This is a genomic window from Burkholderia sp. AW33-5 (assembly GCF_053427615.1).
Genome location: NZ_JBSAXA010000003.1, coordinates 491110 through 515276, shown reverse-complemented (window position 1 = coordinate 515276; position 24167 = coordinate 491110). Strand labels below are relative to the sequence as shown.

The window sequence follows — 24167 nt, the reverse complement described above, 5'->3', positions numbered from 1 at the left end:
CCACGAAAAAACCGCACATAACCGGAGACACCGTCATGACGCACGCATCGCCCGCTTCATCCCGCCGCCGCGCCGCACGCATCGCGGCCGTTGCCGCGGCAGCTGTCGCAGCCTGGTTCCCGATGGTCACGCATGCGGCGCCGCTGCGGATCGGCATGACCTTCCAGGAGCTGAACAATCCGTATTTCGTGACGATGCAGAAGGCGTTGAACGACGCGGCCGCGTCGATCGGCGCGCAGGTCGTCGTGACCGACGCGCATCACGACGTCAGCAAGCAGGTGAGCGACGTCGAGGACATGCTGCAGAAGAAGATCGACATCCTGCTCGTGAATCCGACCGATTCGACCGGCATCCAGTTGGCGATCACGCAGGCGAAGAAGGCCGGCGCGGTGGTCGTGGCAGTCGACGCGAACGCGAACGGCCCGGTCGATTCGTTCGTCGGCTCGAAGAATTACGACGCGGGCGTGATGTCGTGCGAATACCTCGCGAAGGCGATCGGCGGCAGCGGCGAGGTGGCGATCCTCGACGGCATTCCGGTCGTGCCGATTCTCGAACGCGTGCGCGGCTGCAAGGCCGGCCTCGCGAAATTCCCGAACGTGAAGCTGGTCGACACGCAGAACGGCAAGCAGGAGCGCGCGACCGCGTTGTCGGTGACGGAGAACATGATCTCCGCGCATCCGAACCTGAAGGGCATCTTCAGCGTGAACGACGGCGGGTCGATGGGCGCGCTCGCCGCGATCGAGGGATCGGGCAAGGACATCAGGCTGACCAGCGTCGACGGCGCGCCCGAGGCGATCGCGGCGATCCAGAAACCGAACTCGAAGTTCATCGAGACGACCGCGCAGTTCCCGGCCGACCAGGTGCGCATCGCGCTCGGCATCGCGATCGCGCGCAAGTGGGGCGCGACGGTGCCGAAGGCGATTCCGGTCGACGTGAAGGTCGTCGATCGCGGCAACGCGAAGGGATTCAGCTGGTGAGCGACGCGCAACGCGACGCGAAGGGCGGCGGCGCGGCCGACGCCCTTCGCACGGAGAAGCCGATGGACACGATACTGACGCTCAGTCACATCACGAAAAGCTTTCCGGGCGTGAAGGCGCTGTCGGACATTCACCTCGAGATCGCGCGCGGCGAGATTCATGCGCTGCTCGGCGAGAACGGGGCCGGCAAATCGACGCTGATGAAGATCCTCTGCGGGATCCACCAGCCGGATACCGGCACGATCGAGATCGACGGCAGCGCGCGGCATTTCGCGAGTTATCACGACGCGGTCGCGGTCGGTGTCGGCATCGTGTTCCAGGAATTCAGCCTGATTCCGCACCTCGATGCCGTCGACAACCTGTTCCTCGGCCGCGAGCTGCGCACCCGCTGGGGTGTGCGCGATCGCACGCGGATGCGGCGCGTCGCGGCCGGCATCTTCGCGCGGCTCGGCGTGACGATCGATCTCGACGCGCCGCTACGCACGCTGTCGGTCGCGCAGCAGCAGTTCGTCGAAATCGGCAAGGCGTTGTCGCTCGACGCGCGCATCCTGATCCTCGACGAACCGACCGCCACGCTCACGCCGGCCGAGGCCGAGCATCTGTTCTCGATCATGCGCGAGCTGAAGCGGCAGGGTGTCGCGATGATCTTCATCTCGCATCACCTCGACGAGATTTTCGCGGTGTGCGATCGCATCACGGTGCTGCGCGACGGTCAGTATGTCGCGACCACCGACGTCGCGCGCACGGACGTCGAGCAGCTGGTGCGGATGATGGTCGGCCGCCGGCTCGAAAGCAGCTTCCCGCCGAAGCCGGCGCGCGCCACGGATGCGCCCGCCGTGCTCGAAGTCGACGCGCTGCAGATCGAGCGCGACGGCCCGGTCAACCGCTTCGCGCTGCATGCGGGCGAGATTCTGGGCTTCGCGGGGCTCGTCGGTTCGGGGCGAACGGAGACCGCGCTCGCGGTGATCGGCGCGACGCGCGCGCACCGCAAGGACGTGCGCGTGCGCGGCGCGGCGGCGAAGCTCGCCGATCCGGCCGACGCGCTGCGCGCGGGCATCGGCCTTCTGCCGGAGAGCCGCAAGACGGAAGGGCTCGTCACGTCGTTCTCGATTCGCGACAACATCTCGCTGAACAACCTCGGCAAGTACCGGTCGATGCGCTGGCTGATCGATCGCCGCGGCGAAGCGCGCACGACGCACGACGTGATGCGGCGCGTCGGCGTGAAGGCGCCGTCGATCCACACCGAGGTCGCGACGCTGTCCGGCGGCAACCAGCAGAAGGTCGTGATCGCGCGCTGGCTGAATCACCACGCGACGGTGCTGATCTTCGACGAGCCGACCCGCGGCATCGACGTCGGCGCGAAAGCGGAAATCTACGGGCTGATGCGCGAACTCACCGCGCGCGGCTACGCCATCATCATGATCTCGTCCGAGCTGCCGGAGATCGTCGGCATGTGCGATCGCGTCGCCGTGTTCCGGCAGGGCCGCATCGAGGCGACGCTCGAGGGCGACGAGATCGATCCCGACACGGTCATGACCCATGCCACGGCCGGCACGCGAGGAGCGACCCATGAACCTGCCTGATTCTTCTTCCCCGTCTTCCCCGACACTCGCGGCCGCGGCCGGCGAGATGCCGCCGCCGCGCGCGATGTGGACGCAACTGCGGCGCTCGACGCTGTTCTATCCGCTCGTCGGGCTGATCGTCGTGTGCATCGCGATGATGATCGCGAGCCCGAGCTTCCTGTCCGCCGCGAATCTCGAGAACGTGCTGCGCCAGGTGTCGATCAACGCGATCATCGCGGTCGGCATGACCTGCGTGATCCTGACCGGCGGGATCGACCTGTCGGTCGGCTCGGTCATGGCGTTGTCCGGTACGCTCGCGGCCGGGTTGATGGTCGCCGGCGTGAATGCGGTCGCCGCGCTCGCGATCGGTATCGCGGTGGGCTTCGGGTTCGGTTTCCTGAACGGCGTGTTCGTCGCGTTCGCGGGGATGCCGCCGATCATCGTCACGCTCGCGACGATGGGCATCGCGCGCGGCCTCGCGCTGATCTATACGGGCGGCTATCCGATCGACGGGCTGCCCGACTGGGTCGCGTTCTTCGGCAGCGGCAAGGTGCTCGGCATCCAGGCGCCGGTGCTGATCATGCTGGTCGTCTATGCGATCGCGTGGCTGCTGCTCGATCGCATGCCGTTCGGCCGCTACGTGTATGCGATCGGCGGCAACGAACAGGCGACGCGGCTCACCGGCGTGCGCGTGGCGCGCGTGAAGCTGATCGTCTACACGCTGGCCGGGCTCACGTCGGCGCTTGCCGCGATCGTGCTGACCGGGCGCCTGATGAGCGGGCAGCCGAACGCCGGCGTCGGCTTCGAGCTCGATGCGATCGCGGCCGTCGTGATGGGCGGCACGTCGATTTCCGGCGGGCGCGGCGCGATCCTCGGCACGCTCGTCGGTGCGTTGCTGCTCGGCGTGCTCAACAACGGGCTGAACATGATCGGCGTGAACCCGTATGTGCAGAACGTGATCAAGGGCGGAATCATCCTGCTCGCGATCTACATCAGCCGCGAACGGTCGCGGTAACGATTCATTCATCAGACATCCGAATCATCAACGGAAGAGACAACTCATGACGACACCCGAAGCCCAGCCGCGCATGACCGCGGTGGTTTGCCACGGCCCCGAGGATTACCGCGTCGAACAGGTCGCGCAGCCGCGCGCGGGCGCGAACGAGCTCGTGATCCGCATCGCCGCGTGCGGGATCTGCGCGAGCGATTGCAAATGCTATACGGGCGCGAAGATGTTCTGGGGCGGCCCGAGCCCGTGGGTGAAGGCGCCCGTGATTCCCGGCCATGAATTCTTCGGCTACGTGGAAGCGCTGGGCGACGGCGCGGCCGAGCATTTCGGCGTCGCACTGGGCGACCGCGTGATCGCCGAGCAGATCGTGCCGTGCGGCAAGTGCCGCTACTGCAAGTCGGGCCAGTACTGGATGTGCGAGGTGCACAACATCTTCGGCTTCCAGCGCGAGGTCGCCGACGGCGGGATGGCCGAGTACATGCGCATTCCGCCGACGGCGATCGTGCACCGGATTCCGCTCGGCGTGTCGCTCGAGGATGCGGCGATCATCGAGCCGCTGTCGTGCGCGATCCATACCGTGAACCGTGGCGACCTTCAGCTCGACGACGTCGTGGTGATCGCGGGCGCGGGCCCGCTCGGCCTGATGATGACGCAGGTCGCGCACCTGAAGACGCCGAAGAAGCTCGTCGTGATCGACCTGATCGACGAGCGCCTCGAACTTGCGCGGCAATACGGCGCGGACGTGACGATCAATCCGACGCGCGACGATGCGCGCGAGATCGTCCGTGCGCTGACCGACGGCTACGGATGCGACGTGTACATCGAGACGACGGGCGCGCCGGTCGGCGTGAACCAGGGGCTGGAACTGATCCGCAAGCTCGGCCGCTTCGTCGAGTTCAGCGTGTTCGGCGAGGACACGACCGCCGACTGGTCGATCATCGGCGATCGCAAGGAGCTCGACGTGCGCGGCGCGCATCTGGGGCCGTATTGCTACCCGATCGCAATCGACCTGCTCGCGCGCGGGCTCGTCACGTCGAAAGGCATCGTCACGCACGGCTTCGCGCTGGAGGACTGGGACGAAGCGATTCGCATTGCGAAGTCGTCCGAATCAATCAAGGTGCTGCTGAAGCCGGCGCGTTGAATGCCGGCTCGTGCGATCTCTCACCGGAGACATCATGGAATACGTGATAGGCGTCGACATCGGCACGCAGAGCACCAAGGCGCTGCTCGTCGACCGGCATGGCACGATCGTCGCGCGCCGTTCGGCCGGCTACCAGCCCGACACGCCGCGCCCGCTGTGGGCGGAGCAGTGGCCGCAGGTGTGGTTCGATGCGGTGCTCGACTGCATCGCGGGCTGCGTGAGCGACGCGCGCGCGCACGGCGTGCCGGCCGACGCGATCCGCGCCGTGTGCGTGAGCAGCCTGTATGGCGGCTCCGGCATTCCGGTCGACAGCGACATGCGGCCGCTGCACCCGTGCCTGATCTGGATGGATCGGCGCGCGACCGCGGAGGTCGACTGGGTGAACGAGAACGTGAACGTCGAGCGGCTGCGCGTGATCACGGGCAACGGCGTCGACAGCTACTACGGGTTCGCCAAGATACTGTGGCTGCGCGAGCAGCGCCCGGACGTGTGGGCGAACGTACGTTATTTTCTGCCGCCGAACGCGTACGTGATCTATCTGCTGACCGGCGAAATCGCGGTCGACCACAGTTCGGCCGGTAACATCGGCGGCGTGTACGACGTCGCGCGCCGCGAGTGGTCCGACGATGCGCTCGACATGCTCGGCATCCCCGCGACGATGATGCCCGAGCGGCTCGTCGAATCGACCGACGTCGTCGGCGGGCTGCTGTCGCAATGGACGGAACGGCTCGGCCTGCCGGCCGGCATGCCGGTCGTCGCGGGCGGCGTGGATGCGGCCGTCGCGACCTTCGCGGCCGGCGCGACGCGCACCGGCCAGCATGTCGCGATGATCGGCACCAGCATGTGCTGGGGCTACGTGAACCAGCACGTCGATGCGCGGCACGGGCTCGTCAGCATGCCGCACGTGTTCAACGGTCAGCGCGACCTGTACGTGTTCGGCGGCGCGATCACGGCCGGTGCATCGGTCGCGTGGTTCCGCGATCAGTTCTGTCATGCGGAGATCGATGCGGCGCGATTGCTGCCGCACGGCGACCCGCACGTGCTGCTCGAGGAAGCGGCCGAAAGCGTGCCGCCCGGCGCGGAAGGCGTGCTGTTCCTGCCGTACCTGATGGGCGAACGCAGCCCGGTGTGGGACGCGAAGGCGAGCGGCGCATTCGTCGGGCTGAGCCTCGCGCACACACGCGCGCACCTGTATCGCGCGGTGCTCGAAGGCGTCGCGTTCGCGCTGCGGCACAACATCGAGGCCGGCCGGCGCGGCGCGGCGGCGCTGGACGACCGGTTGACCGTCGTCGGCGGCGCCGCGCATTCGGCGCTGTGGATGCAGATCGTCGCGGACGTGACGGGTTTCCCGGTGTGGACGATCGAGCAGGACGTCGAAGCCGCGATGGGCGCCGCGTTGCTCGCGGGCGTCGGCGCGGGGCTGGTGTCGCACGACGACGCACAAGGCGGCTGGGTCACGCTCGTCGAACGCGCGCGTCCCGATGCCGCGCGCGCGAATGCGTATGCGGCGCGCTTCGCGCTTTACACGGCGTTGTATCCGGCACTCAAGCCAATCATGCACGAACTGCGCGCGTCATCATGAAGACACGATTCGATTTCAGCCGTGCGCGGGTGCTCGTCACCGGTGCGTCGAGCGGCATCGGGCGCGCTTGTGCGGTTGCGCTGGCCCATGCCGGCGCGCGGGTCGTCGCGGCGGGGCGCGATGCGGCCGCGCTCGATTCGCTGGCTGGCGAGATCGCATGCGAAACCTTGCGCATCGATATCGGCGGTGACGAACACGCGATCGATGCGGCGCTCGCTGTGCATGATGCGTTCGACGGGCTCGTCAACTGCGCGGGGATCGCGTCGCTCGAACCGGCGCTCGAGGTGAGTGCGGCGCACTTCGATCGCGTGATGGCCGTCAATGCGCGCGGCGCGGCGCTGGTCGCGCGGGCCGTCGCGCGGAAGATGATCGAACGTGCGGGGCGAGGCGCGGCACGCGCGCGGGGCAGCATCGTCAACGTATCGAGCCAGGCCGCGCTCGTCGGCCTGCCCGCGCATCTGAGCTATTGCGCGTCGAAGGCGGCGCTCGACGCGATGACGCGCGTGCTCTGCATCGAACTCGGCGCGCACGGGATCCGCGTGAACAGCGTGAACCCGACCGTCACGCTCACGCCCATGGCGCAGTTCGCGTGGAGCGAGCCGGAGAAACGCGCGCCGATGCTCGCGGCGATTCCGCTCGGGCGCTTCGCGGAGCCGGACGAGGTGGTCGAGCCGATCCTGTTCCTGCTCAGCGACGCGGCGTCGATGATCAGCGGCGTGTCGCTGGCGATCGACGGCGGGTATACGGCGCGGTAGCGGACGGACGCTCGCGGACGGATGCCGGCTAGACCGGGTCCTTGCTCGGCGGTCCGTCGGGTTGCTGCGGGTTGTCGTGAGGATGCCCCGGTGGCGGCGGCGACAACGGATCGTCTTCCGGATCGCGGTTCGGGTCGGCCGGGGGCTCGGGCATCGGGGTCGTGTGGTCCATGGGGAACTCGCGCAATGCGTGGCGGCGGTGGCGCGGCGGGCGCGCCTCGTCTCCGTTATAGGCAATCGGGCGGGTGTTTGCAGCGTGATTCTCGCGGCGGCAGGCGGATTGCCGGCGACATGCGAGCCTCTGCAGGTATCGCGCCGGATCGCGCGAAGGCCGGCATCCACGATGTGCGGTGCGGCCGGCGCGCGCCGATGTCAGCGCAGATCCGCGGGCGTGTCGACGTCGCGCAGGATGCCGGGATCGTCGACGCCGAGCAGGTTGACCGGTGCGCTCGCGAACAACGCGCGGGCGCCCGTATCGCCGTCGAGCGCGGCCAGTGCATCGTAATGGTGCGCGGCGAAGCCGACCGGATGACCGCGCACGCCGCGATGGACGGGGGCGACGATCGATGCGTCGTCGGCGTCGAGCGCGCGCGTCACCGCTTCGTAGGTGGATGCCGCGATCCAGGGCATGTCGCCGAGCGCGACCAGCCAGCCGGTTGCTTCCGGCGTCGCGCGGACGCCCGCTGCGAGGCTTGCGCCCATGCCGCGCATCGCGTCGGGCGCATAGACGACCTGGCAACCGGCTTCGTTCAGCAGAATCGCGAGTTTTTCCGCGCCGGGACGCACGACGGCGATCACGTCGGCCGTGGCCGCGGCGAGGCGACGCGCGGCCGCGACCGCAACCGGCGTGCCGTCGGGAAGCAGCGCGAGCAGCTTGCTGTGCAGACCGCTTGGGTCGAAGCGTTGACCGAGACCGCCGGCGAGCAGGACGCCGGTGGCGAGTGACGCATAGGACATCGGCGCGGGGGGAGGGAGGCAGGTGGCCCGATTGTGCGGGAGCGGGCGGGGATCGGCAAGTGCGGATGTTACCGATGGGGGGCGTTGTCGTCGGAAAGAATGTCGGCGGGTGCGTTCGTTGGGGAAGGTTCGCTCGACGAGGCGTCATATCGCGGGCGATTCAACTTGCATCACGGCCCAATGGCGGTCGCCGGACGACTCATGCCAACCATTCCGACGGTAATCGATGAAACCGTTGCCGGTGAATGCGGTGCAAGGCGCGTCGTCCGTCATCGGCGATTTCGTTAGATGAATGCCGGCACGGGAAGGGAGCGATGGCCCGTGCACTTGCGCATGGCGCGTGCATAGCGGGCGTGATTGCCGCGACTACGCATCCGCCCACTTCCTCAACAGGTTGTGATAAATCCCTGTCAGCGAAATGACCATCGGATCCTTCGCGCCTTTTTCCGCCGACAACGCCTGAATCTGCGTATCGAGCTGAAACAGCAGCGTGCGATCGCCGTCGTCGCGCACCATGCTCTGGATCCAGAAGAACGACGCGACCCGCTCGCCGCGCGTCACGGGCGTCACCCGATGCAGACTCGACGCCGGATACAGCACGAGATCGCCCGCCGGCAGCTTCGCGCGATGCACGCCGTACGTATCTTCCACGCACAGCTCGCCGCCGTCGTACGCGTGCGGTTCCTCGAGAAACAACGTCGCCGACAGGTCGCTGCGCACGCGAAAATCCGTGCCGCGCAGCAGCCGGATCGCGTTGTCGACATGCGTGCCGAACGCCTCGCCGCCTTCGTAGCGATTGAACAGCGGCGGAAACACCTTCAGCGGCAGCGCCGCCGAAAAGAACAGCGGATGTCGGGCCAGCGCATCCTGGATGGCATCGCCGACCGCGCGCGCGACAGGCGAACCTTCCGGCAATTGCCGGTTGCGTTTCGCGAGCGCCGACTGCGTGCCGGACGTCGCGTTGCCGTCGACCCAGTCGGCGGCATCGAGCATCTCGCGGCATTGCGAGACCTGTGCCTGGGTCAGCACGCCGGGGATATGAAGCATCATGATTCGGATTCCATACCGTGAGACGGCAACTGCAGCGCCGCCGCGCGCAACGCGTCGAGCGGCGACGACGCGAGATACGCGCGCATCTTCGCGACGAACGCGGGCGTGGCGGTGGCCGGCACGCCCGCGAGCCAGACGAGGGCTTCGTCGACGCACCCGCGATCGGCGAGCAGCCGTGCGTAGTTGAACTGGCCGCGAAAATCGCCGGCCTCGGCGGCGCGGCGATAGTGGTCGAACGCGGCGTCGACATCGACGGCCACGACCCAGCCGTCCTCGTAAAAGCCGCCGATCAGGTTGATCGATTTCGCATGGCCGAGCGCGGCGGCGCGGCGAAACCAGTCGAGCGCGGCGGCGCGATCCTGGGCGACGCCGTTGCCGAGCGCGAGCGCCGTCGCAAGGTTGTACATGCCCCAGTCGAGGCCGGCCTGCGCGGCGAGCCGGTACCAGTACACGGCCACCGGCGCGCACGCGGCCGTCCCCCAGCCGAACTCGTAGCAGCGGCCGAGCATGTTCATCGCCATCGGGTGACCGGCCCGCGCCGCATGCCGGAACCAGCCGAACGCGGCGGCCGGATCGCGCGCGACGCCGTGCCCGTCGAGCAGGTACTGGCCGTAGACGGCCTGCGCGTCGACGATCCCGTTGTCGGCGGCTGCCGCGACCCACGCGGCGGCGCGCTCGGGCGGCCCGGCCAGGATGTCGGCGAACGCGCGCGGCGACACCGACGCGAGCGCCTTCAGCGAGACGGTTTCCATCGATCAGTAGCGCGCGTTCAGCGTGACGAACGCCGAGCGGCCCGGCGCGATCGACGCGTAGTGCGCCGGATACGCCTGATCGAAGTACGTGCGGTTGAACAGGTTGTTCACGTTCAGCTGCAGGTCGAGCTTCTTGTTGATCCGGTATTGCGCCATCGCGTCGAAGCGCCAGTACGACGGCACCGCACGCAGGTTCGCGGGATCGCCGAACACTTCCGACATGTAGAACGCGCCGCCGCCGACGGTGAATTTCGGCGTCACGTCGTAGTTCGACCACATCGTCAGGCTGTGCTTCGGCGTATTGGGGAACCGGTGGCCGTTGTTCGCGGCATCCTTGCCGTTGTCGCGCAGCTCGCTCTTCATGTACGTATAGCCGCCGAACACCTGCCATTGCTTCGTGATCTGGCCGGCGACACCGAGTTCGAGGCCCTGCACGCGCTTGTTGCCGACCATCGCGTACTGGTTGTTCGGCAGCGTCACGCGTGCATTCGTCGTGTCGATCTGGAACAGCGCGGCGGTCAGCGACAGCTTGTCGTTCAGCACGTTCCACTTCGTGCCGAGTTCGATGCTGCGGTTCTTCTCCGGCGACAGCTGATCGGCGTTCGAGCCGACGCCGCCGCGGCCCGGCGTGAGCGACTGCGTCTCGCTGCCTTCGCCGAGCAGCATGCCGGCCGGCGTCGACGACGTCGCATACGACGCGTAGATGCTGCCGTTCCGCGCGGGCTTGAACACGAGGCCGGCCTGCCAGTTGAAGAGCGTGTCGTCGCGCGTGTAGGTCTTGCTGCCGTTGGCCTTGGTGTCGGTGAAGCGGGTCGAATAGTCGTCAATGCGCACGCCGGCGTTCACCTGCCAGCGCGGCGTGAGCTCGATCGTGTCGAAGCCGTAGATCGATTTGGTCGTGGTGCGCGCATGCGCATAGTCGTTGTTGCGCGTGACGGAACCGGCCCACGGATCGTTCGGGTTCGGCGACCACAGGCTCGTGCAGTTGTAGCCGGACGGCGCGCCGATGCCTTTCTGACAGACCGTGCCCTTGTCGGTCGCGACCGTGTACGAATCGCGCTTGCCCCATTCGCGCGACAGCTCGATGCCGGTCGAGAAGCTGTGCTTGAACGGGCCGGTGCGGAATTCGCCGAACAGTTCGGTCAGGTTCGCGAGGCTGTTGATCGAGCTGTTGCGGTTGTTGTTGCGGCGCCAGACACGGCCGTTGACCACGTTGCCCTGGCTGTCGTCGGGCTGCGTCCAGATGTAGTCCTGCGTCGATTCCGTGTAGCGCGTGGTGTTGCGCACCGTCAGATTCGGCGTGATGTCGTGCTCGATCTTGATCGTGCTGATGTCCGACGTGGTCTTGCGGAAGTCTCGGTCGATCAGGCCGTAGAAGTTGTGGCGGTCGACGGGCGCCGGATAGATCGTGTCGACGTTCGCGGGCTTGTTCGACGTCGTGTAGAAGTACGGAATGCCGCCGTCGGGCATGTCGTCGGTGGACAGGTGGTAGTAGCTCGCGGTCACGCGCGTCGGCGTGCCGAGACCGAACGCGATCGACGGCGCGACGCCCCAGCGCTCGTTGTTGACGGCGTCGCGGCCGGCGACGTCGTTGTTGTGGCTCATCAGGTTCAGGCGGAACGCCGCGTGATCGGCGAACTGCCAGTTGCCGTCGGCGGTGAAGCGGCGGTAGCGGTCGGTGCCGAGGCCGGCGCTCGCGGCCGCCGTCGTGCCGAGGTGCGGCGCTTTCGTGATCAGGTTGATGCTGCCGCCCGCGCCGCCGCGGCCGCCGTATGCGCCGTCGGAGCCTTTGGTGATCTCGACGCGCTCGGTGTTGAAGATCTCGCGCGTGGTCGCGCCCGTGTCGCGCATCCCGTCGACGAACATGCTGCCTTGCGTGTCGTAACCGCGGATGAACGGACGATCGCCGAGCGGGTTGCCGCCTTCGCCGGCGCCGAACGTGATGCCCGGCACGGTGCGCAACGCCTCGGTCAGCGTTGCCGCGCCGCTGCTCTGGATCAGCTCCTGCGGGATCACGGTCACGGACTTCGGCGTGTCGACGAGCGGCGCGGTGAATTTCGTGGAGGCGGAAAAGTCGGCCTTGTAGCTGTGCTCGGCCTTGCCCTGGACCTCGATCGGCGCGAGATGGCCTTCGGTGCCGACCGGTGCGGGCGGCGGCGTGCCATCGGCGAACGCAGGGCCCGCGGCGAGCACGCTGCACAGGGTGGTGAATTTGCCGAGCTTCAGCTCTTCAGGACGGGACTTCATGATGCGCTTCGACCTCGCAGTGTGGCTCCCGGAACGACGCGCTACGAAAATGTGCATGCCGCTGGGAATTATTACGATTTGTTTTCAGGCGGCATTCTATGTAATTTTTCTTTAAATGAGAAGCGTTCTTGTTCGCATTTGTGGTGAGAGTGTTGACGAATGTTGCAGAGGGCTTGAACGCTTGCGGGGAGGGGCAGGATGGCCGAATGGCCGAGTGTGATGGGCGTGGCGGGCGGATTACAGTGGTTGCATCTTCGTTCGTTCAGAGTGACAGCAGGGTGATAGTATGACTGCATTGAAAGCAATCTCAGTGAGGCGCATCATGCCCGTGATCACGGTTCGAAATTTGCCCGACGAGGTGCATCGCGCACTTCGGGTCCGCGCAGCGCAACATGGCCGCAGTACCGAAGCCGAGGTGCGCGACATTCTGGAGCAGGCCGTCCGGCCAGACGGGCGGCCCAAGCTGGGAACGCTGCTGGCTGAAATCGGGCGAGAGGCCGGCGGTATCGATTTCGAGGTTCGGCGTGACGGATCGCCCACCGACCCGATGAGCTTCGAATGATCCTGGTCGATACCAACGTCATTTCCGAGCCGTTGCGACGCGAGCCGAGCGTGGCCGTGATCGAATGGCTCGACGCGCAGAACGTCGAGACGCTGTTTCTTGCCGCAATCAGTCTCGCGGAAATGCGATTCGGCGTGGCGGCATTGCCGGAAGGGCGGAGGCGAGACTGGCTGCACCAAAGCATCGAGCAGCGCATCGTGCCGCTGTTTCGCGGCCGGGTCCTGCCGTTCGACGATGCAGCCAGCAAAGCGTATGCGGGCCTTCGTGCGAAGGCTCGTGCGACGGGCAACGCGCTGGCATCGGCAGATGGCTTTATCGCCGCGACAGCCGCAGCGAACGGCTTGATCGTGGCCACGCGCGACGTTGCGCCGTTCGAAGCGGCGGGCCTGCGCGTGATCGATCCGTGGGTCGGCTGACGCGGGGCCGGCCGCTTCCGCATCATCCGCATCGAAAATGAAAAACGCGCCGTGCAAGACGGCGCGTCGTGTGTATGACGTCTGCGGGTCAATCGATCCCGTGAAACACCGCATCCTCCGGCCCGAGGTACGCCGGCGGGCGCCATGTGGCGTCGCGCATCGAATGTTGAACCAGATTCTCGACGCCGAGCAGCACCGCGAAGATCGCCATCCGCACCGGAATGCCGTTGTCGGTCTGCCGGAAGATCGCGAGGCGCGGATCGCGGTTCAGGTCGACCGACAGGTCGTTCGCGCCGGGCCGGCTGTCGCGCGGCAGCGGGTGCATGATCAGCGTGTCGGGTTTGCAGACGGAGTCGACGAGCGCCTGGTTGATCTGGAAATCCGGCGTGTAGCCTTCGAACGACTCGTCGGTGAAGCGCTCCTTCTGGATCCGCGTCGCGTAGACGACGTCCGCGCCGCGCAGCCCGGCCGCGAGGTCGTTCGTCTGTTCGATCACGTGGCCGTTCGTCGCGATCTGGTCGATGATGTACGCGGGCATTTCGAGCGTCGGCGGCGACACGAGCGTGAACTTGAGCCCGCGGTACAGCGCGAGCAGCTTGACGAGCGAGTGCACGGTGCGGCCGTATTTCAGGTCGCCGACGAGCGCGATATGCGCGCCGTCGACGATCTTGCCGAGGCGCGAGAACTCGCGTTGGATCGTATAGAGATCGAGGAGCGCCTGGCTCGGGTGCTCGCCCGGGCCGTCGCCGCCGTTGATCACCGGCAGGTTGGTCGCACGCGCGAACTCCGCAACCGAGCCTTTCTCCGGGTGGCGGATCACGAGCGCGTCGACATAGCCGGCCATCACGCGGCTCGTGTCGTAGATCGATTCGCCCTTGGCCATCGACGAGAACGTGAAGCCGGTCGTGTCGCACACCGAGCCGCCGAGCCGGCAGAAAGCCGCGCCGAACGACACGCGGGTGCGCGTGCTGGCCTCGAAGAACAGGTTGCCGAGCACCGCGCCTTCGAGCACGCGCGAGATCTTGTGGCGGCGCGCGATCGGCTGCATCACGTCGGCGACGCGGAACAGCGCCTCGACCGAATCCCGTGAGAACTGGTCCACGGAAATCAGTTGCGGCTTGCCTTCGAACAGGAATTGCTTCGCGAGCCCCTGTTTTTCTACGCTTTGCGTATAGTCGCCGCTATCCGGTGCCGGGCGTTCGACGATTTCCGATACGAAGCGCTCGACGATCTCGGGCATGCCGCGCGATTCCTGCGAGTCGTCGGGCAACAGCCACGTGTCCAGCGCACGACGGCTTACGCCGATGCGGTTCGCGAACGCTTCGCGGGTCATGTTGAGGCGGCGCATCGCGTCGCGCAGGAAGGCTTGTTGGGGAACGGTCATCGGCGGCACCTGATGAGAAATATACGCGGTGCGTATATTAGTTCGAGGCCCGCCGAAGTCAAGGAAAATCTGCGCAACGGCCCGTGTGGCCTGGGTTACGCCCGGCCCGGCGAACACTGGCGCGCGGCGGCCGTCTCCGTATAATCAGGTCAGGCCCCGTGTCCTGCGCGCCGCAGGGCATCGACGCCGCATACGATTCGCCCGGTCGGGCATGTTGACTCGAAGGAGAATGAGAATGACGCGTACGATTGCTGCAGTGCTGCTGGTGGTGACCGCCGCGCTCGCCGGTTGCAATACCGTTGCAGGCATGGGGCAGGACATTTCGAAGGGTGGCCAGGCAATTAGCGATACGGCCGAGAAGGCCAAGTAAGCCACCGGATTCCGGAATGCAGAAGGCGCCGGGCCGTCCCGCGATCGCGGGGCGGCCCGGCGCCTTTTTCATGGCGCGCGGTCGACAGCGTCAGGCGTTTTCCACGAACGCGTAACGGCCCTCGACCTTGCGCGGCGTGAACCAGCCGAAGTCCGGGAACAGCCGGTTGCGGACGAACCAGACGTAGCCGACCAGGATGACCGTCACCCCGAGGGTCGGCAGCGCGGCCGACGGATCGCGGCCGAGATCGGCGATGGTCCTCGGCACTTGCAGCAGCGACAGAACGATGAACGCGTGATACGCGCCGACGCGATGAGTCGCGAAGCCCCAGATGAACAGCAGCGACAGCGGCACCGTCAACGCGAGGAACAGCACCGCGGCGCCGATGCTGAGCCCGTCCACCAGGAGCAGATAGGCGAGTGCGAGGCTGATCAGCAACTGCGCGACGCCGAGCGCGATCAGGATCCGGGTATGCACCTTGTTCTTTCGGCACAGTTCGGGGTCGGGGCGCGACGCGATCAGGCGCGCGAGCACGCGATCCTTGAGGCCCTGTCCGGCGAGCTCGGCGAGCACGTCGGCTTTCCTCGCGCCCGCGGACAGCAGCGCCGCGATTCTTGTTTTGGCTTCCTTCTTGTTCATGGCAATGCGAATTATTGTTCGATGGTGGTCAAATGGCCCGGCCACGCGAATATTGCATCTTGCGCGACGGTACGCAACGATTTTGCCGCGTGCGGACACATTCCTACAGTCGTCGTCTATGGCGCGCGGTGACGGCCATCGATCGACGAACGGGTTAGCCATCGAGACAACCGGCTGACGCGATGCGTGCCGGCGGCTCGCGCCGCCGCGTCGCACCCACCAGCATCCCCGCGACGACGAGCGCGATGCCGAGCAATCGCGTGCCGCCGAGCGTCTCGCCGAACAGCGCGACCGCGAACAGCACGGCCGAGACCGGCGCGACCGCCGTGAACAGCGCGGCTTCGGTGCCGCTCGTGCGAGCCGAACCCGCGTACCAGCACAGATAGCCGAGCACGGTCGGCACCAGCGCGTAGTACGCGATCGCCGACACCGCGCCGACGTTCCAGCCACTCGCCAGCGCGTGCCATTCGAACGCGGCCGGCACCAGCGCGAGCACGAAGCCGAGGCCCGACATCGCCGTCGACAGCGCGAGCGGCGGCAACGGCGCCGACAGCCGCCGGTTGAGCAGGATGAACACGGCCTCGCAAGCGACGGCGGCCAGCACCAGCGCGTCGCCGGCGAGCGTCCTGAGCGACGGCATGGCCTGGCCGGGCGCGAACGTGACGAACAGCACGCCGGCGGTGGCCAGCGCGGCCGCGACCCAGTCGCGCGGCGTCTGCCGCTCGCGCAGCACGACCGCCGCGATCAGCGTCGACATCGCCGGCAGCGTGCCGAGCATCACGCCTGCATCGACGGGCGACGACAGCTTCGTGCCGCTGATCAGCAGCACCGTATAGCCGACGCCGCCCGCCGCAGCCTGCACGACGAGCAGCACGGCGTCGCGTGCGGAGACCCGCGGCCATCGCATTCGCTGCGCTCGCATCAGCGCGAACAGCAGCGGGGTTGCGATCAGGAAGCGCAGCGCGGTGGCCGCGAACGGCGGCAGGCCGCCGGCCGCGAGGCGGCTCGCGATGACGGTGCTGCCGACGCCGGCCATTGCGGCGGCGAGATAGAGATAGCCGATCAGTCGTGTCTTCATGTGCCGCATCGTCGCGTGCGGCGGCGCGGGCGTCTTGAACGAAATTGCAGCGGCGTCGGCGAGCGGGGCGGGTGAGCGGGAACGGCGATGTGTCCTGTCCGGTATCTCGGTTGAACGGTAGCGCTGCCATCCAGAGCCGTTGCTGCCGGGCGGCGACGATCGACATCGCCGCGCACCGGGTGGCCATGCCGCGAGGCGAGGCCCGTCAGCCTGCCTGCGTGAATCGTCCCGGCGTGATCCCGAACTGGCGTGCGAATGCGCGCGTCAGGTGGCTCTGGTCGGCAAAACCGGCTTCGGCCGCGGCATCCGCGATCGGCCGGCCGCTGGCGATCAGGGCGCGCGCGAGCCGCGTGCGCGACTGCATCAGATACGCGTGCGGCGTGATGCCGAGTTCGCGCGCGAATCCGCGCAGCAGCTGGAAGCGGCTCACGCCGCTCAGGCCGGCGAGTTCCGCCAGCGAAACGGGTGCGGCGGGCGCCGCGTCGAGTCGCTCGCGGGCGACGCGGATCGCCGGCGCGACGCCGGCGGGCGGCAGCGCGCGGTTCGAGTGCCGCGCAAGCAGCCCGGCGACCAGCGTGACGAGCGCCTCGTCGCGGGCGAGCGGCACCGTGTCTCCTGCGACGAGCCGTGCATGCAGCCGGCCGAACGCGGCCGCGAGCCGCGCGTCACGCACGGCCGGGTGCGCGAGCTCGACACCGCCGAGGCCTTCTTCCGCCGCGACGCCCGCGACCAGTGCAGGCGCGAGGTACAGCATCCGCCAACGCCGGCCCGTGCCCGTTTCGATCGGCATGCCGTCGTGCATCTCGCCGGGATTGACCATGATCGCGTCGCCGGCCAGCGCATCGACCTGCCCGCGGCCGCTCCAGGACCGGTGCGCGCCGCTGACGATCACGCCGACCCCGAATTCGTCGTGCGCATGCCGCGGAAACGTGCGGTCGGACTCGAGGCTGATCGCCTCGATGCCTTCATCGGTGCGTCGGTAATGGGTGACACGGTGCATGGGCGCTCCTCGCGCCGGCAGCGGCGCGGATCACGTGCACTTTAGCGCGTTCCGGCGCCGCGCGCCCTTCATCCTTTTGGCCGATACCGCGCGGCGCGCGCAGCCCGCACCATGTGCACATCAGCAGCGTACACGGCCCGCCGGGCCTGAGGCTGCGCGGGAGACGGCAGGTGGAACGACAGGACCCGGTATTCATTCAGGTTGGCGCGCTCGCGGACGGCTTCGCGCCGGACGCGAACGTCCTCGCGCCCGTGGACGCGCTCGTCGGGCGATCGCTGGCCCTCGGCGATGCATCGGGCGCATGGCGCGTCTATACGTTCGAGGCGGGCGCGCTGCAATGGCGCGACGCGGCGACCGACACGGGCGGCCGTGCGCCGTGCCGTGTCACGCGGCTGCGCGACGACCTGTACTTCGTCGATTACATCGACCCGGCAGCACGCGCGACGTCGGTCAGTCTCGTGATCGACGTCGGCGACGGCGTGTGGACGTCGGTGATCGGCACGCTGCCGACCGAAGCCGATACGCAGGTCGACGCGTTCACGCGCGTCGCGCGCGGGCTGCCGCTGACGGGCGTCGATGCGACATTCAGGCACGGCACGCTCGGCGGCCACGCGCGGCCGGGCCCGCTGCACGGGCCCACGCGCGAACTGATCGGCAAGCGCACGATGTATCGCTACAGCCCGACCGAATGCTACGAGCACATCTACCTGAACGAGAACTTCTACGCCTGGCAGTGTCTGCAGGGCGTCGAAGGCGGCCTGGCCGACGTGGACCGCTGCCATTACTTCAGGCTCGCCGAGCAGCTGTATCTGTTCGTATGGCGCGAGAAGGTGGTGCCGACGCTCGGCGTCGTGCTGATCGACCTCGCGCAACGCAAGACGGACGGCAAGATCTTCGGCTACCAGGGCGGCGATTTCGGCACGCTGTCGAACTTCCCGATCGGCGCGCATGCGCAGGTGCTGAACGAAACCGTGTATCCGCTCGCCGGCGAGGCGCAGCGATGAGTGCCGTGCCGGGCAGCGGCCGCCTGCGTGCGGATTTCAGTGGCCGTGTCGTGCTCGTCACGGGCGCGGCGCAGGGGATCGGCGCGGCGACCGCGCGCCGTTTCGCGCAATCCGGTGCGTTCGTCGCGCTCGCCGATCTCAACGGCGATGCCGCTGCCGCGCAGGCGGATGCGCTTGCCGGCGCGGGCGGCGCTGCGTGTGCGTATCGCGTCGACGCCGCGAGCCGCGACGAACTCGTCGCGCTGGTCGAGGCGGTCGAGCGCGACGGCGGCCGGCTCGACGTCGTCGTTCACAACGCCGCGTACTTCCCGCTGACACCGTTCGCGCAGATCGATGCGCCGACGCTCGAGCGCACGCTGTCGGTCAACCTGTCGGCGCTGTTCTGGCTCGCACAGGCCGCGCTGCCGGCATTCGAACGTGCGGGGGCGGGGCGGCTGCTCGTCACGTCGTCGGTGACCGGGCCGCGCGTTGTCTATCCGGGGCTCGCGCACTACGCGGCGTCGAAGGCAGGCGTGAACGGCTTCATTCGCGCGGCGGCGCTCGAACTCGCGCGCCGCAACGTGACGGTCAACGGCGTCGAGCCGGGGATGATCCGCACGCCGGCGGCCGGCAATCTCGGCGATGCGTCGGTCGCCGCGCAGATCGCGCGCGACATTCCGCTCGCGCGGATGGGCGAGCCGGATGACATCGCGAACGCGATGCTGTTTCTCGCGTCGGCCGATGCGGCGTACATCACCGGGCAGACGATCGTCGTCGACGGCGGGGCGACGTTGCCGGAAAGCGGGGCCGTGCTGGGTGACGGTTAAGAGGGCGCGTGCGCGATCGTGCGATCAGGGCCGTCGAGCGGGCCGGCGGGGGCGTCGCCGGCGCGTCGCGCGCATCGTCGTGCTTACAGCCAACCGTTGTGAATGAACTCGACGATCGAGTACCGGCGAGGTTCGAGCTCGTGCTGCCGGACGGCCTCGACGATCCGCGACACGCCATCCGCGTAAGGCGACGCGCCGTATACGCGGGATTCGAATTGCAGGCTGCATGCGCCGTCCTCGATGCGGATCCGGTGGAACGCATGGCGGCCGAGTTGGTCGTCGGGGATCTGCAATGCGTCGCGCTGCTCGGCGGGGTCCCGCACGGAGTGGATGTCCTGCGCGGGAACGCCGAGCGACTGGCCGATGCCGACCGCGGTGCCGGGCACGGACGTCTTGCTGGCCTGATGCGATTCCGTCACGCTGATGTGGCAGTCGCGAAACAGGTGGCCGCTGGTTTCCAGCATGCTCATGAACTTGAGCATCAGGATGTTCGTATTCGGACAGAGCACGACGGGGAAGTCGTGCGATCCGGTTTCGAGGTCTGAGCCGGTGGACAGCTCGACGAGCGGCGACCCCGTGGTGCGGCAGAATTCGATCGCGGCAGGCAGCTCGCGGCCGGATCCGGCGTGAACGACGATCGATCGGGCGTCGCTGCGTGCGGGGTCCGACCAGGCCATCGCGCGACAGGTTGCCGGGTCGAGCCGGTGTGAGCTGAGCAGTTCGGTTGCCAGCTGGCCGGTGCCAACGACGAGTACTTGCATGGGATAGACGGGTTGAGGTTCGGGGTTCGGTACGCAAACGGCGCGATCACGGCACATCGTGCGGCGCGCCGTGATCGCGCATTATGCCCGGCGATGCCGTCACGCGTGGTGTGCACCAGCACGGCCGCGGCGGATCGACAGATCGACTTCGTCGGCGGCGACGCCTGTGTCGCCGTGCGCATGGAGGCGTGAACGGCGCTACGCTGTCGAAACGCCGGCCGTGCACGCCCGTGTCGCGGCCGGCATCGCACCGAACCGCGTATCATCCAACCCCCTTCGACTCAGGAGAGCACATCGATGGAACACGACCTGAAAGGCAAGGCAGTCGCGATCACCGGCGGATTCGGCCACCTCGGCGTCGCAACCGCCGCCTGGCTCGGCCGGCACGGCGCGCGCGTCGCGCTGATCGGCCGTGGCACGGCGCCGGACGCGCAGGCGTTGCCCGGCGTGCCGGCCGATGCGCTGCGCCTCGGCGGTATCGATCTCGTCGATCCGCAGGCGGCTGCGCGCGCGCTCGACACCGTGAATCGCGAATTCGGCCGGGTCGACGCGCTGCTGAACATTGCAGGCGCGTTCGTGTGGCAGACGATCGCCGATGGCGACGCGGCCACGTGGGACCGCATGTACGAATTGAACGTGAAGACGGCGCTGAATGCGTCGAAGGCCGCGCTGCCGTATCTGGTGGCGAGCCCGGCGGGCCGCATCGTCAACATCGGCGCGGGTGCGGCGTTCAAGGCAGGCGCGGGAATGGGCGCGTATGCGGCCGCGAAGGCGGGCGTCGCGCGACTCACCGAGGCGCTGGCGGCGGAACTGCTCGATCGCGGCGTGACCGTGAATGCGCTGTTGCCGAGCATCATCGACACTCCGCCGAACCGCGCGGACATGCCCGACGCGGATTTCACGCGCTGGGTCCGGCCCGAACAGATCGCCGCGACGATCGGGTTCCTGCTGTCGACTGATGCGCAGGCGATCACCGGCGCATCGATTCCCGTGAGCGGTCGCGTGGCGTAGCGGATGGCGGACGGTCGCACTCGAGTATGACGTCAGGGCATGCGGAATCGCGCACGCGGCGGTTGCGTGACCGTCGCGATTTCGATCGGCAGGTTGCGCGGCTGCATACGGCCTGCATGCCTGCATGCAGCGGACCATCACCGTATACTGGACGTTCGACATCATGTGACTGAAGCCGTGACCAAGCCTGCCTCCGCGGATACGCTCGCCGACGATCCGCGTCCCACCCCGCCCGAACAACCCGAACTGGAAGACTGCTGCAACAGCGGCTGCTCGCCGTGCGTTTTCGACCTGTACGACGAAGCGCTGGCGCGCTATCGCGTCGAGCTGGCCGAATGGGAAGCGCGGCACGCGCAACGCAAACATCACAAGTGAGCTCGATGCCGGCAAGCGATCGCGCATGCCCCGATTCGCTGCCGGCGATGTGTCGTCCGACCCGCGTCGTCACGCGCCGGCCCGCACCCGGCGATGCATCGGCCCCAGCGCGGCCGACAACGCGACGCACACGAGCAGCACGACCGTCAGCGCCCACATCGCCGTCCTGAACCCCTGCACGTAGTCGAGCGCGCCCGGCTGCGCGCCGAGCCGCGCGAAGAACAGCCCGCCGAGTGTCGCCGCGCCGACGGCCGCGCCGATCTGCAGCATCGTGCTGACCATGCCCGATGCGACCCCGGCGCGTGCCGCGTCGACTTCCGCGAGCACGATCCGCACGACCGACGGCAGCACGAGGCCTTGCCCGATGCCGATCGCCGCGATGCCCGCGTAAAAGCCCGGGCCGGGCGCGTGGTCGCCGGCCAGTGCGGCGGCGGTCGCGACGCCGGCCGCGAGTATCGCGAAGCCGAGCGTGAGCACGCGATGGCCGCCGAACCGGTCGACGAGGCGCGGCATCAGCAGCGGGCTCGCGAGGAAGCCGATGCCGAGCGGCAGGATCGCCAGCCCCGACGCGAGCGGCGACCAGTCGAAGCAACCCTGCAGATAGATCCCGTAGCTCAGGAAGAACGCGCTCAGCATGTAGAACAGGAACGCGAGCGTGAGCCCGAGCGCGACGACCGGATTGCGCAGCAGGCGCACGTCGAGCAGCGCATCGCGGCCGCCGGCGAGCCGGCGCGCTTCGACCGCCAGCAGCGCGCCGAGCATCGGCAGCGCCCCGGCGATGCACGCGACCATCCACAGCGGCCAGCCTGCCTCGCGTCCGTGCGTGAGCGGATAGACGAGCATCAGCAGGGACAGCGACAGCAGCACCGTGCCGGGCACGTCGATACGCTGGCCGCGCGGCGGCCGGCTTTCCGGGATGAAGCGCCAGCTGCCGAGCAGCGCGAGGATGCCGATCGGCACGTTGACCAGGAAGATCGCGCGCCAGCCGAGCCCGAACTGATGCAGGCTGATCAATGCGCCGCCGCCCAGCTGGCCGATCACGGCCGCGAGGCCGAACACGAAACCGTAGAAACCCATCACGCGCACCTGCTCCTGCGGGCTGAACACGCTGCGGATCGTCGCGAGCACCTGCGGCGCGAGGATCGCGGCGAACAGGCCCTGCAGCACGCGGCCGCCGACCAGCACCGCGCCGCTGCCGGCGAGCCCGCACAGCGTCGATGCGACGACGAAGCCGGCCATCCCGATCATGAACATCCGCTTGCGGCCGTACAGGTCGCCCAGACGCCCGCCGGTGATCTGCACGACCGCGTTCGCGCACGCGTAGGCCGACACGACGAGCTGCAGCTCGGACGGTCGTGCGCCGATGCCGTCGCGGATGGCCGGCAGCGCGAGATTCACGATGAAGTAGTCGAGCGGCGGCAGAATGGCGCCGACCAGCAGGACCACGAGCGCCCAGCCGTGATGGCTGCGCGGCGGCGCCGCGGCGGCCGTGCCGGCCGGCGCGCAAGGGGCGAGGGTGTTGTCGGTCATGAACGGAAGTCCGGAAGAATGAGGGCCGCAACGTAGGTCGAAACCCGTTGAACCGACATTCTGCGAATTGCCGATGAATCGGAAAAGCGGGAATTGGTGGTAGCATCCATCGGGTTATTCGATGGATGGAGAGGGCGATGCGCGGTTTCGATCTGGATCAGTTGCGCACTTTCGCGGCGGTGGCGGATGCGGGCAGCCTTACGGCGGCCGCGCCGTTGCTGCATCTGTCACAGTCGACGGTGAGCGAGCAGGTGCGCAAGCTCGAATCGCGCGCCGGCGTGCCGCTGTTCGTGCGCAGCAAGCGCGGCGTGGAGCCGACGCCGGCCGGCGCACGTTTGCTGCAGCATGCGCGCCGCATCGTCGCGCTGAACGAGGCCGCGTTCGACGAAGTACGCGGGCAGGCGATCAAGGGCGAGTTGCGCGTCGCGATCACCGATTACTACCGGACGCATGAAGTCGCGGGCCTGCTCGCGCGGTTGCGGGAGTGCTACCCGCAACTGAGCCTGCACGTGAGCGCGATGAAGAGCGCGGAGATCGAAGCCGCGCATGCGCGCGGACAGATCGATCTGGGCGTCGTGATGAACCTGTCGAGCGGCCCGTTCCGGCCCGCGTCGGCCGATACGCGCTGGGTGCTGCGGCGCGAGCCGCTGTCGTGGGTCGCGTCGCCCGCGCTTGCCGAGCAGTTGCCCGAGCCGTTGCCGCTCGTGCTGCTGCCGGACGACTGCATGATGCATCAGATCGCCGTGCGCTCGCTCGACGAGCAGCACGCGCCGTATGTGCTCGTGCACAGCGCGTCGGGTGTCGCGGGGCTGCAGTCGATGCTGGCGGCGGGGCTCGGCGTCGGCTGCCTGTGCGCATCGGCGATCGGCGAGGGTCTCGTGCGGCTCGGCGCGAAATACCGGCTGCCGGCGCTGCCCGACGCCGTGTTCTCGCTGACGCCGCCGATGCCCGGCGAACGCGAGGCCGTCACGCAGGCGCGCGAGGTGCTGTCGCGGCAGTTGCTGATGTGACGCAGGCATGCGCGTCGGGGCAGAGGCGCGTATTCAACGGGGTCGTTACCGATGAAAATATCGGGAGATTTCGGGATCGTCGCTCGAGCGGCTCGGGCGGGTCCATTTCGACGATTTCTTCATCGTCGAGGAAACGTATTCCGATTGGTGCGAGGTGGAAGCTTTCCGAACGTTGCGTAGCAGGGGGCG

25 protein-coding genes are annotated in these 24167 nt (G+C 68.0%); 14 read left to right on the top strand and 11 right to left on the bottom strand.

The genetic code is table 11. From position 1 onward, the window contains the following. The first annotated feature begins 35 nt into the window (after positions 1-35). The 6 genes from ACV22V_RS09210 to ACV22V_RS09185 all read left to right on the top strand — a co-directional run bounded on the left by ACV22V_RS09210 (position 36) and on the right by ACV22V_RS09185 (position 7026). Entirely contained in the window at positions 36-977 is a 942-nt protein-coding gene (locus ACV22V_RS09210) for a substrate-binding domain-containing protein (RefSeq protein WP_448013620.1), read from the top strand. A 62-nt stretch (positions 978-1039) separates the two neighbouring features. Next, the gene (locus ACV22V_RS09205) at positions 1040-2560 is read left to right on the top strand and encodes a sugar ABC transporter ATP-binding protein (protein ID WP_448013676.1); all 1521 of its coding nucleotides are present in this window, start codon (positions 1040-1042) and stop codon (positions 2558-2560) included. After that, on the top strand, positions 2547-3554 hold the full coding sequence (locus ACV22V_RS09200) for an ABC transporter permease (RefSeq protein ID WP_059819400.1): 1008 nt from the start codon (positions 2547-2549) through the stop codon (positions 3552-3554). Before ACV22V_RS09205 ends, ACV22V_RS09200 begins: the two co-directional genes overlap by 14 nt. A gap of 46 nt (positions 3555-3600) precedes the next feature. Beyond that, on the top strand, positions 3601-4689 hold the full coding sequence (locus tag ACV22V_RS09195) for an alcohol dehydrogenase catalytic domain-containing protein (RefSeq protein ID WP_448013619.1): 1089 nt from the start codon (positions 3601-3603) through the stop codon (positions 4687-4689). 34 nt (positions 4690-4723) lie between these two features. Then, positions 4724-6271, top strand: a complete 1548-nt coding sequence (locus tag ACV22V_RS09190; protein ID WP_448013618.1) for an FGGY-family carbohydrate kinase — start codon at positions 4724-4726, stop codon at positions 6269-6271. Continuing rightward, positions 6268-7026: an SDR family oxidoreductase gene (locus ACV22V_RS09185; protein WP_059692157.1), complete on the top strand. Its 759-nt coding sequence runs from the start codon at positions 6268-6270 to the stop codon at positions 7024-7026. Before ACV22V_RS09190 ends, ACV22V_RS09185 begins: the two co-directional genes overlap by 4 nt. A gap of 28 nt (positions 7027-7054) precedes the next feature. Here the strand turns inward: ACV22V_RS09185 and ACV22V_RS09180 are convergent, their stop codons facing one another. The 5 genes from ACV22V_RS09180 to ACV22V_RS09160 all read right to left on the bottom strand — a co-directional run bounded on the left by ACV22V_RS09180 (position 7055) and on the right by ACV22V_RS09160 (position 12032). Next, positions 7055-7198 carry a hypothetical protein gene (locus tag ACV22V_RS09180; protein ID WP_006752960.1) on the bottom strand — a complete coding sequence of 48 codons (144 nt, stop codon included), beginning with the start codon at positions 7196-7198 and terminating at the stop codon, positions 7055-7057. Positions 7199-7398: 200 nt separating this feature from the next. Continuing rightward, a complete protein-coding gene (locus ACV22V_RS09175) occupies positions 7399-7983 on the bottom strand; it encodes a nucleotidyltransferase family protein (protein ID WP_059526676.1) in 585 nt (194 codons plus the stop codon). 366 nt (positions 7984-8349) lie between these two features. Then, positions 8350-9033 carry a Fe2+-dependent dioxygenase gene (locus ACV22V_RS09170; protein ID WP_448013617.1) on the bottom strand — a complete coding sequence of 228 codons (684 nt, stop codon included), beginning with the start codon at positions 9031-9033 and terminating at the stop codon, positions 8350-8352. Beyond that, entirely contained in the window at positions 9030-9785 is a 756-nt protein-coding gene (locus tag ACV22V_RS09165) for a tetratricopeptide repeat protein (RefSeq protein WP_448013616.1), read from the bottom strand. The genes ACV22V_RS09170 and ACV22V_RS09165 overlap by 4 nt, the downstream gene beginning before the upstream one ends. A gap of 3 nt (positions 9786-9788) precedes the next feature. After that, on the bottom strand, positions 9789-12032 hold the full coding sequence (locus tag ACV22V_RS09160; RefSeq protein WP_448013615.1) for a TonB-dependent receptor: 2244 nt from the start codon (positions 12030-12032) through the stop codon (positions 9789-9791). 322 nt (positions 12033-12354) lie between these two features. On the opposite strand from ACV22V_RS09160, the gene ACV22V_RS09155 reads away from it, so the two are divergent. Together ACV22V_RS09155 and ACV22V_RS09150 are read left to right on the top strand one after the other, a co-directional pair. Continuing rightward, positions 12355-12594, top strand: coding sequence for a FitA-like ribbon-helix-helix domain-containing protein (locus ACV22V_RS09155; RefSeq protein ID WP_059527196.1), 240 nt, complete (start codon positions 12355-12357; stop codon positions 12592-12594). Continuing rightward, positions 12591-13010: a PIN domain-containing protein gene (locus ACV22V_RS09150; RefSeq protein ID WP_448013614.1), complete on the top strand. Its 420-nt coding sequence runs from the start codon at positions 12591-12593 to the stop codon at positions 13008-13010. Before ACV22V_RS09155 ends, ACV22V_RS09150 begins: the two co-directional genes overlap by 4 nt. Before the next feature lie 88 nt (positions 13011-13098). Here the strand turns inward: ACV22V_RS09150 and ACV22V_RS09145 are convergent, their stop codons facing one another. Beyond that, the gene (locus tag ACV22V_RS09145) at positions 13099-14394 is read right to left on the bottom strand and encodes an aspartate carbamoyltransferase (protein WP_448013613.1); all 1296 of its coding nucleotides are present in this window, start codon (positions 14392-14394) and stop codon (positions 13099-13101) included. A gap of 235 nt (positions 14395-14629) precedes the next feature. Here ACV22V_RS09145 and ACV22V_RS09140 point away from each other — a divergent pair, with 235 nt between their 5' ends. After that, a complete protein-coding gene (locus tag ACV22V_RS09140) occupies positions 14630-14764 on the top strand; it encodes an entericidin A/B family lipoprotein (protein ID WP_059449563.1) in 135 nt (44 codons plus the stop codon). A 90-nt stretch (positions 14765-14854) separates the two neighbouring features. On the opposite strand, the gene ACV22V_RS09135 is transcribed toward ACV22V_RS09140, so the two are convergent. The 3 genes from ACV22V_RS09135 to ACV22V_RS09125 form a co-directional block, all read right to left on the bottom strand. Continuing rightward, positions 14855-15403 (bottom strand): permease, encoded by a 549-nt coding sequence (locus ACV22V_RS09135; protein WP_448013612.1) that lies wholly within the window; start codon positions 15401-15403, stop codon positions 14855-14857. Between the two features lie 154 nt (positions 15404-15557). Further along, positions 15558-16481, bottom strand: a complete 924-nt coding sequence (locus tag ACV22V_RS09130) for a DMT family transporter (protein ID WP_448013611.1) — start codon at positions 16479-16481, stop codon at positions 15558-15560. A 205-nt stretch (positions 16482-16686) separates the two neighbouring features. Then, a complete protein-coding gene (locus ACV22V_RS09125) occupies positions 16687-17481 on the bottom strand; it encodes an AraC family transcriptional regulator (protein WP_448013610.1) in 795 nt (264 codons plus the stop codon). A gap of 170 nt (positions 17482-17651) precedes the next feature. Here ACV22V_RS09125 and ACV22V_RS09120 point away from each other — a divergent pair, with 170 nt between their 5' ends. Further along, positions 17652-18485, top strand: coding sequence for a molybdenum cofactor biosynthesis F family protein (locus ACV22V_RS09120; RefSeq protein ID WP_059692206.1), 834 nt, complete (start codon positions 17652-17654; stop codon positions 18483-18485). Next, on the top strand, positions 18482-19291 hold the full coding sequence (locus tag ACV22V_RS09115) for an SDR family oxidoreductase (protein ID WP_448013609.1): 810 nt from the start codon (positions 18482-18484) through the stop codon (positions 19289-19291). The genes ACV22V_RS09120 and ACV22V_RS09115 overlap by 4 nt, the downstream gene beginning before the upstream one ends. An 83-nt stretch (positions 19292-19374) precedes the next feature. Here the strand turns inward: ACV22V_RS09115 and ACV22V_RS09110 are convergent, their stop codons facing one another. Next, a complete protein-coding gene (locus tag ACV22V_RS09110; protein ID WP_448013608.1) occupies positions 19375-20052 on the bottom strand; it encodes a dihydrodipicolinate reductase in 678 nt (225 codons plus the stop codon). Between the two features lie 297 nt (positions 20053-20349). Between ACV22V_RS09110 and ACV22V_RS09105 the strand changes: the two genes are divergently transcribed. Further along, entirely contained in the window at positions 20350-21063 is a 714-nt protein-coding gene (locus tag ACV22V_RS09105) for an SDR family NAD(P)-dependent oxidoreductase (RefSeq protein WP_059699044.1), read from the top strand. Between the two features lie 177 nt (positions 21064-21240). Next, on the top strand, positions 21241-21438 hold the full coding sequence (locus tag ACV22V_RS09100; RefSeq protein WP_059468460.1) for an oxidoreductase-like domain-containing protein: 198 nt from the start codon (positions 21241-21243) through the stop codon (positions 21436-21438). Positions 21439-21507: 69 nt separating this feature from the next. On the opposite strand, the gene ACV22V_RS09095 is transcribed toward ACV22V_RS09100, so the two are convergent. Next, the gene (locus ACV22V_RS09095) at positions 21508-22968 is read right to left on the bottom strand and encodes an MFS transporter (RefSeq protein WP_448013607.1); all 1461 of its coding nucleotides are present in this window, start codon (positions 22966-22968) and stop codon (positions 21508-21510) included. A 137-nt stretch (positions 22969-23105) separates the two neighbouring features. Here ACV22V_RS09095 and ACV22V_RS09090 point away from each other — a divergent pair, with 137 nt between their 5' ends. Then, complete coding sequence (locus tag ACV22V_RS09090) at positions 23106-23978, top strand: LysR family transcriptional regulator (protein WP_223965321.1); 873 nt, start codon at positions 23106-23108, stop codon at positions 23976-23978. Positions 23979-24167: the final 189 nt, after the last annotated feature.